The sequence below is a fragment of the Stenotrophomonas sp. P5_A8 genome (assembly GCF_056400545.1).
Map to the genome: position 1 here is coordinate 1 of NZ_JBFULB010000103.1, position 12,187 is coordinate 12,187.

General features: G+C 68.0%; 10 protein-coding genes. 5 read left to right on the forward strand and 5 right to left on the reverse strand.

What is annotated here, in order from left to right; genetic code table 11:
- The 3 genes from AC1DQP_RS09355 to AC1DQP_RS09365 all read right to left on the reverse strand — a co-directional run.
- On the reverse strand, positions 1–2,164 hold a 2,164-nt coding region (locus AC1DQP_RS09355), incomplete at its 3' end, for a fimbria/pilus outer membrane usher protein (RefSeq protein WP_478051471.1).
- Between the two features lie 13 nt (positions 2,165–2,177).
- Entirely contained in the window at positions 2,178–2,912 is a 735-nt protein-coding gene (locus AC1DQP_RS09360) for a fimbrial biogenesis chaperone (protein ID WP_457319032.1), read from the reverse strand.
- 15 nt (positions 2,913–2,927) lie between these two features.
- Positions 2,928–3,452, reverse strand: a complete 525-nt coding sequence (locus AC1DQP_RS09365; protein ID WP_478051467.1) for a Csu type fimbrial protein — start codon at positions 3,450–3,452, stop codon at positions 2,928–2,930.
- A gap of 265 nt (positions 3,453–3,717) precedes the next feature.
- Here AC1DQP_RS09365 and map point away from each other — a divergent pair, with 265 nt between their 5' ends.
- Genes map through dapE form a run of 5 tightly spaced genes read left to right on the forward strand, consistent with a single transcriptional unit; the run spans position 3,718 to position 9,686 of the window.
- Positions 3,718–4,491 (forward strand): type I methionyl aminopeptidase, encoded by a 774-nt coding sequence (map, locus tag AC1DQP_RS09370; RefSeq protein ID WP_478051468.1) that lies wholly within the window; start codon positions 3,718–3,720, stop codon positions 4,489–4,491.
- A gap of 2 nt (positions 4,492–4,493) precedes the next feature.
- Complete coding sequence (locus AC1DQP_RS09375) at positions 4,494–7,130, forward strand: [protein-PII] uridylyltransferase (RefSeq protein WP_478051469.1); 2,637 nt, start codon at positions 4,494–4,496, stop codon at positions 7,128–7,130.
- Positions 7,130–8,191 (forward strand): 2,3,4,5-tetrahydropyridine-2,6-dicarboxylate N-succinyltransferase, encoded by a 1,062-nt coding sequence (dapD, locus tag AC1DQP_RS09380; RefSeq protein WP_457319027.1) that lies wholly within the window; start codon positions 7,130–7,132, stop codon positions 8,189–8,191. Before AC1DQP_RS09375 ends, dapD begins: the two co-directional genes overlap by 1 nt.
- An 8-nt stretch (positions 8,192–8,199) precedes the next feature.
- Complete coding sequence (locus AC1DQP_RS09385) at positions 8,200–8,562, forward strand: arsenate reductase (RefSeq protein WP_457319028.1); 363 nt, start codon at positions 8,200–8,202, stop codon at positions 8,560–8,562.
- Positions 8,559–9,686, forward strand: a complete 1,128-nt coding sequence (gene dapE, locus AC1DQP_RS09390; RefSeq protein ID WP_478051470.1) for a succinyl-diaminopimelate desuccinylase — start codon at positions 8,559–8,561, stop codon at positions 9,684–9,686. Before AC1DQP_RS09385 ends, dapE begins: the two co-directional genes overlap by 4 nt.
- Before the next feature lie 321 nt (positions 9,687–10,007).
- Here the strand turns inward: dapE and AC1DQP_RS09395 are convergent, their stop codons facing one another.
- Positions 10,008–10,691 carry a pentapeptide repeat-containing protein gene (locus AC1DQP_RS09395; RefSeq protein WP_457319030.1) on the reverse strand — a complete coding sequence of 228 codons (684 nt, stop codon included), beginning with the start codon at positions 10,689–10,691 and terminating at the stop codon, positions 10,008–10,010.
- 153 nt (positions 10,692–10,844) lie between these two features.
- Complete coding sequence (locus AC1DQP_RS09400) at positions 10,845–11,738, reverse strand: tetratricopeptide repeat protein (protein ID WP_457321497.1); 894 nt, start codon at positions 11,736–11,738, stop codon at positions 10,845–10,847.
- Between the last annotated feature and the right edge of the window lie 449 nt (positions 11,739–12,187).

Below are 12,187 nucleotides of genomic sequence, written 5' to 3' on the forward strand. Positions count from 1 at the left end.
CGTCGGGCAGGTGCACCACGCTGCCCGGCGGTAGCGGCTGGCCGTTGTCGTCGTGCAGAACCACGCTGAGGGGATGGGTGCGCCGCAGGCCGAAATCGACACCGATGCCGGCGCTCTGGCGCGGGGTGACCCAGCGGTCTACCTCGGCTGCGCGGATGTCCGCCGGCAGGTCGAGCGTGTCGATCGACAGCCGGTTGCGCTGCCAGGACAGCAGCGGCGTCACCAGCAGCAGGCCGTTGCGGTCGGTACTGCCGATCAGGCGGTTTTCCAACCGCACCGGCACGCCGGCGAAGCTGCCGGTGGAGACCACGGCGAAGGCATCGGGCACCTCGCGTGCGGCGAACACGTGCCCGCCCATCCAGACCAGGCTGCCGCTGGCGCTGGCATAGCCGTAATCGGTATCGCCCTGGCGCGAGTAACCCAGGGCGTAACGCCCGACCCGGTTGAGCCAACCCACCTCGGCCAGGCCGCCGCCGCCATCGTCTCCGCCACGCGCCTGCACGCGCCAACCTACGCCGCCCTGGCTGCCGTCGCCCGGCACCGGCTGGGACAGGTCGGCCACGTAGGTGGTGTTCTCGCCATTGCGCTGGGTCGACACGCTGGCCTGGCGGTTGCGCCCCAGGGCGGCCGCCAGCGACAGGTAGATGCTGCGGTCCTGGCGGTCATCCAGGTTCTGGTTGACCGAGAGATACGTGGACCAGCGCCGCCCCAGGTTGGCCGACCAGAACAGGCTGGCGTAGCGGTTGTCCTCACCATCGCGGTAGCGCAGGCGCAGGTAGCTGGCACTGATCGCCCCGGCTCCGTCCAGGTTCACACCCAGGGTGGCCTGTTCGCTGATCTGGGCGGGCAGGCTGTCCTGCAGCGCGCCGAGGTCGCGGTAGTCGCCGTGGGTGCGTCGGCTGGACAGGTTGACGTTGAAACGGCGGTTGTTCCAGCTGTATCCCAGCCCGTACTGGCCGCCTTCCCGGCCATCCTGGCGGCTGTGCACGTACGCTGCATTGATCACCCCGGCGGCGCCCAGCAGCCACCAGCCGCCGGCGCCGGCATTGCCCACGCCGCCGCCGCCCTCGGCATGCAGTTCGGCGGTGAAGCGGTCGCTGACGCCATAGCGCCAGGTGCCGCTGGCCACGGTCTGTGCGTCGTAAGCGAAGGAGCGGATGCCGTAGTCGCGGCGCATCCGGCCGACGCCGAGCGACCCGTCCGACAATCCCTTTGCAAGCAGTTGCTGGGTGCCGTAGAAGGCGAAATCCAGCGTCTGGATGCGGCCGAACGCATCGGTGATCACCACCTGGGCATTGCCGGTGCCGTTGATGCCCGGCTGCGCGGCCAGCTGGAACGGGCCGACCGGCACCTGGCCGTTGTACTGGCGCAAGCCGTCGACATACAGCTCGACGTTGGAGGGCACCACCGCTTCGCCGAGGAAGGTCGGCGTGGGGGTCAGCAGGCGATAGGGCTGAAGGCCGTAGTTGCGTCCGATCTGGATGCCGCCCATCCGCACCGGCCGGCTCCAGTCGACGAAGCCGCTGTAGAAATCGCCCACGGTCAGGGTCAGCGCGGCGTCGGGGAAATCCAGTTGCCAATGGGTATCCAGACGCACGCTGTCGGTCCGCCAGCCTTGTTGGGGCACTTGGTAGGTGCGCTGCACGGTGCTGTTTTCCAGCACGCCATTGCCGAGCCCGAACACGCGCAGTTCGCTGGTCAGCGCCAGGTTGCCGCCGGCCTCGTTGTGGCTGCCGTAGAGGTCATAGTTGAGCAGTGCGCCTGGCGAGGCCGACGCATGGGGCGTGGTTTCCTGCGCGCGCTCCAGCCGGGTGGTCGGCAGGGCGAGCTGGTCCAGTGGCACATCCAGCGACAGCGTCTGCAGCGAGGCGTCATAGCGCAGCACTACGCCGGCCAAGAGGTCCAGTGGCACCGGCGCATCGCCCTGTGCCGGAAAGCCGAGTTGCCGCAGCGTGGCCGGCGTGGCGAACAGACGGCCCAGTTGCTGGGTGAAGGGCAGCAGTCCCCGGGGTGCGCGGTTGAGGGTGACATCCAGATAGAGCGTCTGCGCGGCCGTCAGCGGGGTGGGCGCCGGCAGCACGGCGTCGCCGGACGCGCCCGAGGCGTCCAGCCCGCTTTCTGCCGCGTGGATCGTCCATGGCAGCAGGCTGGCGCTGAGCAGCATCCGCGCGCAGGCCTCAGCGAGCCGGTGGCGCGGCGGGCAGTGGCGTCTGGGCCGACTCACCATTGATCCTGGCCATGAAGGTGGCACCGGCCAGTCGGGCCGGGGGGAGATCCAACGGCCAACGCATGGTCTGGCCGCCAAGCACGTAACCGAGCAGGCCCGGATGTACGGTCTGCGGGCGTTCGGCGCTGCCGATGGCCAGATCGGCAAGTTGTGCGTGGGTGCCACCGGCGTTGCTCACTTCCAGTGCGGGCCGGCCATCGTCCAGGGTGATCTGCCGCGCCTGCAGTTTGGGCGGGGTGGTATCGAGCGGCTGGACGAACACCGGCAGCGAATAACGCAGCACGAACTGCATGCCGGTGCGGCCCGGATCCAGGGTCGGCAGTTCGTCGACGATCACCCGGTACGCCAGCTGCTGCGACGGCGCCTGCGGGTCACTGCGCACCACCCGCACCAGTTGCTGCTGGCCGGCGGCCAGCGATTGCATCGGCGGGCTCACCTGCAGGTCCCCGGTGGGGGTGAGCTGGTCCTGACCGCCCTGCTGCTGCCAGCGATAGACCCGCACCTGCACCTGCACCGGCGCGGTGCCGCTGTTGCTGATCCACAATGCGTCGGCGTTCTGCCGGGGGCCCAATTGCAGGGAGGTGGGCGCCACCTGCAGGCTGGCGGCCAGGCTGGTGCTGCAGGAGAGGACAGACAGGGCGCAGGCCAGTCCCAGGCGCCGCCAGGGGCGGACCCGTGCGGTCATTGGCATGGGCTGCCCTCAGTAGGAGATGGTGGCGGTGACCGTGTCCTGGTAGTTACCCGTCGCGGCGTTGTTGACGCTCGGGTTGGCGATCTGGCCGTACACCGTGTACGGCACGGCCAGACCGGTGCCGATGCCGGCCACCGTGTTGGTGCCGGTAGTGGCGCCCCAGACATTGGCGTGCCCGGCGTCCTGGTAGAGCTGGTAGCCGACGAAGTTGTTGGTGGTGACCGCCGCGTTGGTGTTCTTCATGCGCCGGGTGGTCACGTCATTGGCGGTGCCCGCGTTGGAGCCGGCATTCAACGCAATCGTGTAGGGGGTCAGCGCCGAGCATTGCGCGGTGATCGTGCCCTGGGCGTTGGACGGGGTGGTGGCGGTGGACAGGGCCGAGCCGAAGTCCACGTCGGTGGCGGCCGCGGCCGTGATCGTGCAGGCCTTGGTGATGATGATCTTGACGTTGAAGGTGGTGGTGTCGGCCGCCAGGGCCRGTGCGGCCAGGCTGGCCAGCGCCACGCACATCAGGGTAGGACGGAGAAATCGCACGGGCATGCTCCTTGGACTGGGTCCTTACATGAACAAAACGATGCTGCCGATCGGTGTTGCGGTGTATTCCCGGTTATAGGATTGGTGTTGTGCGCAGCCCGTGAGATTTGAAGAAATCTATGGGCGTTTTCGGCAAGATCGCGAAATGTGTGATGAGTGTCGCCTAAGTTCAGGTTCGTGAGGGCGCCCCCTCGCCCAAACCCCGGCTGTCGGCGTTCCACCGATCCCGTTCAGATTGGCCGCCGGATCGGCGATAATGGCGGCTATGAGCGTGAATCTGAAAACCCCCGAGGAAATCGAACTGATGCGCATCGCCGGCCGCCTGGCCAGCGAGGTGCTCGACATCGTCACCCCGTACGTGAAGCCCGGCGTGACGACCGAAGAGCTGGACCGCATCTGCCACGACCACATCATCAACGTGCAGAAGGCCACGCCCGCCAACGTCGGCTACCGTGGCTTCCCCAAGACGGTCTGCACGTCGGTCAACAACGTGATCTGCCACGGCATCCCCAGCGAAGCCAAAGTCCTCAAGGACGGTGACATCGTCAACATCGACGTCACCGTGATCAAGGACGGCTGGCACGGCGACACCAGCCGCATGTACTACGCCGGCACGCCGTCGACGATGGCCCGGCGCCTGGTCGACACCACCTACCAGGCGATGTGGGCCGGCATTCGTGCGGTGAAGCCGGGCGCGACGCTGGGCGACATCGGCCACGCGATCCAGAGCCTGGCGGAAGGCGAGCGCTTCAGCGTGGTACGCGAGTACTGCGGTCACGGCATCGGCAAGGTCTACCACGACGAGCCGCAGGTGGTGCATTACGGCCGTCCGGGCCAGGGTCTGGTGCTGCAGCCGGGCATGACCTTCACCATCGAACCGATGATCAACGAGGGCACCCGCTACAACAAGGTGCTGCCCGATGGCTGGACCGTGGTGACCAAGGACCGCAAGTTGTCGGCGCAGTGGGAGCACATGATCGCGGTCACCGAGACCGGCGTGGACGTGCTGACCCYCTCGCCCGGCGAATCGCAGGTCTGAGCATGTTGCCGGCGAGCCCGATCCTGGACGCGCCGGCAGCGTCCGTCACCGACCTGGAATGGTCGGCGCTGGCGCGGCAATCGCTGCAGCAGACCGACGCGCGGCTGTACCGCCGCTTCGACCAGGGCGACAACATCGAGCGCCTGCTGGCGTTGCGCGCGCGCGCGGCCGACCACCTGATCCGGCTGGCCTGGCAGCGTTGCCTGCCGGCCGGCAGTGGCCTGGCGCTGTTTGCCGTGGGCGGTTACGGGCGCGGTGAACTGTTTCCGCGTTCGGATATCGACCTGCTGGTGTTCGGCGAGCCCGGGCACCAGCGCCAGCACGAATCCAGCCTGGCGCGACTGTTTGCGTTGCTGTGGGACTGCGGGCTGCCGGTCAGCCACGCGGTGCGCTCGGCGGCCGAGTGCATCGATGCCAGCGCGGATCAAACCGTGATGACCGCGCTGATCGAGTCGCGGCCGCTGCTGGCCGATGAGGCGGCACGCCTCGCGCTGAAGGCGGCGGTCAACACCGACGACCTGTGGCCGCCGCGCGAATTCTTCCTGGCCAAGCGCGACGAGCTGCTGGCCCGCCACCAGCGCTTCGGCGACACCGCCGACAACCTGGAGCCGGACATCAAGGACGGCCCGGGCGGGCTGCGTGACCTCAACACGCTGGGCTGGATGGCACTGCGTGCCTTCGGCGTGCGCGACCTGGAAGCACTGGTCGGGCTGGGCCATCTCGGCGCGGACGAAGCGGCCGCGCTGAAGCGCGAGCGCTGCGCGCTGGCGCGGCTGCGCTTCGGCCTGCACCTGGTGGCCAACCGGCCGGAGGAGCGTCTGCGCTTCGATTACCAGAAGACGCTGGCCACGCGCCTGGGCTTCGAGGACGACCTCGAAAGCCTGGCGGTGGAAAAGATGATGCAGGGCTTCTACCGCAGTGCCAGCGTGGTGCGGCGGATCAGCGACCGCCTGCTGCAGCGGTTCGAAGAACAGTTCGATGGCGAGGCGGTGCCCGAACCGGTCAGCGTGGGTTTCTCGCTGCGCCGTGGTTACCTGGCCGCCAACGACGCGGCGTGGCCGCAAGGCGACATCGAGCAGGTGTTCGCACTGTTCTCCAGCTGGGCCTACAACCCGGACGTGCGTGGCCTGCATTCGCTGACCGCGCGCGCGCTGGCCGAGGCGCTGCCGGAGCTGGCGGCGTACACCGAGGCCAGCGCTGCCGCCCGCGAACAGTTCCTGGCCCTGCTGCGCAGCCCGCGCGCGGTCGACACGCTGGCGCGGATGGCGCGCTTGGGCGTGCTGGGCCAATGGATTCCCGCATTCGCGCAAGTGTCCGGGCGCATGCAGTTCGATCTGTTCCATGTCTACACCGTGGACCAGCACACGCTGATGGTGCTGCGGAACATCGGCCTGTTTGCCAGCAGTCGCGCCGACGAGCGCTTCTCGATCGCCCACGAAGTGTGGCCGCGCCTGCGCAAGCCGGAGCTGCTGCTGCTGGCCGGGTTGTTCCATGACATCGCCAAGGGCCGCGGCGGCGACCATTCCGAACTCGGCGCGGTGGATGCACGCGCGTTCTGCCAGGCGCTTGCGCTGAGCAGTTCGGACACCGAACTGGTGGCCTGGCTGGTCGAGCAGCACCTGCGCATGTCGATCACCGCGCAGAAGCAGGACATCTCCGATCCGGACGTGATCCATCGCTTTGCCACGCTGGTAGCCAGCCGCGACCGGCTCGATTACCTCTACCTGCTGACCTGCGCCGATATCGCCGGGACCAGCCCGAAATTGTGGAACGCCTGGAAGGACCGGCTGCTGGCCGACCTGTACTTCGCCGCGCGGCGCGCGCTGCGCGACGGGCTGGAAAACCAGATGCCGGCCGCCGAGCGCGTGGCCGAAGCGCGCGAGTCGGTGCGCCAGCTGGTGCGTGAGCGCGGCTACGACGACGCCACCATCGAGCGCCAGTTCACCGTGATGCCCGATGAGAGCTTCATCCGGCTTCGCCCCGAGCAATTGGCCTGGCAGGCCGCTGCACTGGTCCCGGTGAAGCAGGGTCAGACCCTGGTCAAGGTGCGTCGGATTACCCCCGACGACCAGGCACTGGAAGTGTTCGTGCATTCGCCCGACCGCGATGGCCTGTTCGCCGCGATCGTGATGACCCTGGACCGCAAGGGCTACGGCATCCATCGTGCGCGCGTGCTGGACGGCCCGGTCGACACCATTTTCGATACCTTCGAAGTGACCCCGGCCGACAGCTTCGCCGATGGCGACGCGCTGCGGCTGGAGGCGGCGCTGCGCGAGGCACTGGCCGGCGACCTGACCCGGCTGCGTCCGTCACGCCGGGTGATCCCGCGCCAGCTGCGGCATTTTCGCTTTGCCCCGCGCATCGAATTCCGCGATGGCGGCGATGGCAGCCATGGCACGCGTTTCAGCCTGGTCGCGCCCGACCGTCCCGGGCTGCTGGCCGACGTGGCCTTCGTGCTGCGCAACCAGCGCCTGCGCGTGCATGACGCGCGCATCGCCACCTTCGGCGAGCGCGCCGAAGACATGTTCGTGATCAGCGACGAACACGACCACCCCCTTACCGAATCCGCCCGGCAGCAGCTGCACGATGCGATGCTCGCCTGCCTGGACCCTGATCGAAACGCCGGAGACCCCCACTGATGGCCACCAAGCCTGCCAAGAAGACCGCTGCCAAGACCGCAGCGGCCAAGAAGACTGCTGCCCCCAAGGCCGCGCCTGCCACCAAGCCGGTGGCAGTGAAGAAAGCCGCGGCGAAGAAAATGCCGGCCCCCAAGGTCGTCGCCACGCCGGCTGAAAGTGCGGCCAAGCGCAGCGCCAGCCGCGATGCCACCATCGCCCGCAAGTCGCTGCGCAAGCCGGCCACCCCGGGCGTGGAAGAACTCAAGTTCGGCATCGAAAGCGCCTTCGAGCGCCGTGCCACGCTGACCCTGCACGAGCTGGAAGGCTCGACCAAGCCGCTGGTCGGCCGGGTCATCGATGGCCTGGAAACCGGTGAGTTCCGCGTCGCCGAGCCCGATGGCCACGGTGGCTGGAAGGTCAACGAATGGCTCAAGAAGGCGGTGCTGCTGTACTTCCGTGTGAACGACATGGCGGTGGTCGACGCGCGCCCGGCACCGTTCTGGGACAAGGTGGAATCGCGCTTTGCCGGCTTCGATGAAGCCAAGTTCCGTCGCGCCGGCGTGCGCGTGGTGCCCGGTGCGATCGCCCGTCGCGGCAGCTACTTCGGCAAGGACGTGGTGCTGATGCCGAGCTTCACCAACATCGGCGCCTACGTGGGCGAGGGCACCATGGTCGACACCTGGGCCACCGTTGGTTCGTGCGCGCAGATCGGCAAGCACTGCCACCTGTCCGGCGGCGCCGGTATCGGCGGCGTGCTCGAGCCGCTGCAGGCCAGCCCGACCATCATCGAAGACCATTGCTTCATCGGTGCGCGTTCGGAAGTGGTGGAAGGCTTCGTCGTCGGCCACCACAGCGTCATCGGCATGGGCGTGTTCCTCGGCCAGAGCACCCGCGTCTACAACCGCGCCACCGGCGAAATCAGCTACGGCTCGGTGCCGCCGTACAGCGTGGTGGTGTCCGGCCAGCTGCCGTCCAAGGACGGTTCGCACTCGCTGTACTGCGCGGTGATCGTCAAGCAGGTCGATGCCAAGACCCGCAGCAAGACCAGCGTCAACGACCTGCTGCGCGGCCTGGCCGACTGAGCCCTGCCATGACCACGACCGTCTACGGACTGAAGAACTGCGACACCTGCAAGAAGGCGCGCAAGTGGCTGGACCGCTTCGAGGTGGCGCATGCCTTTGTCGATTACCGCGACACCCCGCGCAGCCCGGAGACCCTGGTCGATTGGGCCGGGCAGGCCGGTGGTTTCGCCGCGCTGGTCAACAAATCCTCGACCACCTGGCGGCAGTTGCCGGAGAACCGCAAGGCGGCCGCCTCCGATGCCGAATGGAAACTGCTGCTGCGCGAGCATCCGCAGCTGATCAAGCGTCCGGTGGTGGTCACCGGCGATGGCGTGATGACCCAGGGCTTCTCGGACAACGGCTTCAAGCAGCGCTTCGGAGTGGGCGCGTGAACGATGTGCTCGCGCTCACCTGCGACCTGATCGCGCGGCCGTCGGTGACACCCGACGACGCCGGTTGCCAGGCCCTGCTCGCCGGGCGCCTGGCGCGTGCCGGCTTCCAGTGCGAACACCTGCGCCTGGGCGAGGTCGACAACCTGTGGGCCACCCACGGCAGCGGTGCGCCGGTGCTGGTGCTGCTCGGCCACACCGACGTGGTGCCCAGTGGACCGGTGGACGCGTGGCATAGCGATCCGTTCGACCCGCAGATCCGCGATGGCGTGCTGTACGGACGCGGCGCAGCCGACATGAAGGGCAGCGTGGCCGCTTTCGTGGTGGCTGCCGAGCAGTTCATTGCCGCCCATCCGGACCACCCCGGCACGCTGGCCGTGTTGCTGACCAGTGACGAGGAAGGCGATGCCATCGATGGCGTGCGCCGTATCGCCGGGCTGTTCCGCGAGCGCGGGCAGTCCATCGACTGGTGCATCACCGGCGAGCCGTCCTCCACGGCGGTGCTGGGCGATCTGCTGCGGGTGGGGCGGCGCGGCAGCCTGTCGGCAACGCTGACGGTCAAAGGCGTGCAGGGCCATGTGGYGTACCCGCACAAGGCACGCAACCCGATCCACCTGGCTGCGGCGGCGCTCGCCGAATTGACCGCACGGCAGTGGGACGACGGCTACGAGAGCTTCCCGCCGACCAGCCTGCAGGTGTCCAACCTCCACGCCGGGACCGGGGCCAACAACGTGATCCCGGGCGAGCTGCAGGTGCTGTTCAACCTGCGCTACAACCCGCACTGGGACGCGCCGCGGTTGGAGCAGGACATCGCCACGCTGCTGGATCGGCACGCGCTGGACTACACGCTCAAATGGCATCGCAGCGGCGAGCCGTTCTACACCCCTGAAGGCACGCTGCGCCGCGTGGCGCGCGAGGTGCTGGCCGAGTTCGCCGGTGCCGCGCCGGAGGAAAGCACCGGCGGTGGCACTTCCGACGCCCGTTTCATCGCACCGCTCGGTGCGCAGTGCATCGAAGTGGGGCCGGTCAACGCCAGCATCCACCAGGTGGACGAGAACATATCGGTCGCCGACCTGGAAAAACTGCCGGCGTTGTACCTGCGCCTGATCGAGCGCCTGCTGGCCTGAATCCTGCCGGTAGTGCCGGCCGCTGGCCGGCTTGGGTGACCGTCGCGGTTGCCGAGCATGGCTCGGCACTACCCGTTAGCCAGAAACCCGGCAGAGCCAAGCCATGCTCGGCTGCCTTTCACCAGAAACCCGGTAGAGCCGAGCCACGCTCGGCTGCCTTTCGCCAGAAACCCGGTAGAGCCGAGCCACGCTCGGCTGCCTTTCGCCAGAAACCCGGTAGWGCCGAGCCATGCTCGGCTGCCTTTCGCCGGGTGCGCGCGAGGTCCTCAGACCGAAGGACGCGCCGGCCAACGGCCGGCCCTGCCGGGTTGCAACGGGCGTTTACGCCACGATCAACCCGAACGCCGCCAACGCCGCCGCGGCCTGGCGCTGCGAAATCACCGCTTTCTTGAACAGCTTGGCGTCCATCACGTTGAGCCCGCTGATGTCCGTTCCGCGCAGGTCCGCGCCCTCGAAACGCGTCAATCGGGTCTGCGCGTTGCGCAGGCTGCCGCCGTTGAACACCGCATCGCGGAAATCACAGCCGGACAGCTCCGCATCGGAGAAATCCATCCCGTCCAGCTGCGCCTTGCGGAACGACAGCCCGCGCAGGTCGGCACTGACCAGCAGGCAGTCGCGGAACTCCAGCGCCCAGCCGGTTACTTCCTGCAGGTGCGCGCCGGTCAGTTTGCAGTCGGCGAACTGCACCGAGGACAACGTCGCACGGCGCCAGTGGCTGTTGTTGAGGTCGCAGTGCGAGAAGCGCGCATCGCTGAGCAGCGCCGAGCTGAAATCGCACTCGGCACCCCGGCATTTGCTCCAGCGGCTTTCCTCCAGCGAGGCGGCCAGCCAATTGGCACCGGTCACCGAGCACTGGTTGAACTGGACGCCATCCATGTCCAGCCGCGAAAAATCGCCGCCATCGAAGCGGCAGGATTCAAACGTGGCCGCACGCGGATGTGCGGCGATGATCGCCTGCATGCGCTCACGGTGGATGGTCTCGTCGCGGAAGATGACGTTGCTCATGCGTTCCATTCTGGGCGATATGYAGAGCACAGGGCAGCCTTGTGCAGTGCCCGGGAGTGTGTACAGCGTCAGCGACCCAACGTAGCGCCGACCGTTGGTCGGCTGTTCCCGACAGCGGGACGAGAGGCCGGGCACATGTCGGTGCCACGGGCGCTATTCGAACGTCCAGAACGGCGGTGCGATCGCCTCGCGCCAGTAGGATTCCTCGGCCATGTAGAAGCCCTGCGCATGGGCCTTGGCGAACCACGCCGCCGCTGCATCCACGTTCTTCTGCAGACCATCACCGCCCCGACCCAGGGCGAGGCCGCTGAGGTACTGGCCGTACACATTGCCCTGCGTGCCGGCGCGCGCGTACCAGCGCAATGCCTCGGCCTTGTCCTGCACCACGCCGACGCCGGCTTCGTAGAGCGTGCCCAGATCCACCTGCGATTCGGCATCGCCGCGTTCGGCGCGACGCTGGATGCGTGCGATCAGCGCGTTCGGCGCCGGGCCGGTGGCCACCGGGTTGCCGGACTTGGCCGAGCCACGTGTGGCCGCGCGCAGTGCGTCGAGCTTGTACAGCTCGCGCAGGTACACCGCAGACCGCAGCCGCCAACGCAGCGCGCCGGCCATGTCGCCGCGCCGCTCGCACCACTTCTCCAGATCGTGCATGGCATACGGTGAGCCGTGGTAGGCGGCGCTGTGGTACCAGTGGAAGGCCTTGCGCGGTGATGCCTTCATCACCACCGCCCCGGGCTTCTGCGGACCCTCGCCACTGTCCAGGCGGCCGCGTTCGAGGATCGTGCCGAGCGTCTCTTCGGCGCTGGTGCTGTGGTGGGTACGCGGCGTGGCGGCGGCCGCACGGGCGTACCAGTCCAGAGCGCGCGGATCATTCCAGGCTTGGTACATCTTCGCCACGCGCAGGGCGGAATCGAACTGGCCATCGGTGGCCCTGGCAAGCGCGTCGCGTTCGGTGTCGCTGACCGGGCGGGTCGGGGCAGCGGCGCAACCGCTCAGAACGGCCAGCGCCAAGGCGCACAGCAACGGGCGGTGGGAGAACAGGTTCATCCATGACATCCAGCAGGGGGCCGGCGATTATCCCGGAGCGCACCGTCGCGGCCGCTGAACGCCGGGGCCGAATCGGTTGCCATCGCAACAGTTGCACCGCCGCCCAAAGCCGGTTACGGTCGGTCCATGTCCTCGTTCCCGGCCACCGCTGTCAGCAATACCAACCGCAATAATCTGCGCGCGAATAATCGTGCGCGGCCGATGCGGGACTGCGACCAGGGCTAGTACAAGCAACACGCCCGGACCCCAGAAAACCCGCATCGACCGATGCGGGTTTTTTTGTGGCCCGGGTTTATCCCTTCCGGGCCTGGGTGGCCGGTCGAATGCCTGCAATACGTGTATTCCCCCATCATCAGGAGTTGTTCCCATGTGTTCGATCTTCGGTATTTTCGGCCTGCAGGCCGGCGACGACCTCAGCGCGCTGCGCCGCCATGCGCTGGACCTCTCGC

Coding starts and splice junctions, on each gene's coding strand:
- AC1DQP_RS09360 (WP_457319032.1), bottom strand. CDS start 2,912: ATGACCGCACGGGTCCGCCCCTGGCGGCGCCTGGGACTGGCCTGCGCC.
- AC1DQP_RS09375 (WP_478051469.1), top strand. CDS start 4,494: ATGTTGCCGGCGAGCCCGATCCTGGACGCGCCGGCAGCGTCCGTCACC.
- dapD (WP_457319027.1), top strand. CDS start 7,130: ATGGCCACCAAGCCTGCCAAGAAGACCGCTGCCAAGACCGCAGCGGCC.
- AC1DQP_RS09385 (WP_457319028.1), top strand. CDS start 8,200: ATGACCACGACCGTCTACGGACTGAAGAACTGCGACACCTGCAAGAAG.
- AC1DQP_RS09395 (WP_457319030.1), bottom strand. CDS start 10,691: ATGAGCAACGTCATCTTCCGCGACGAGACCATCCACCGTGAGCGCATG.
- AC1DQP_RS09400 (WP_457321497.1), bottom strand. CDS start 11,738: ATGAACCTGTTCTCCCACCGCCCGTTGCTGTGCGCCTTGGCGCTGGCC.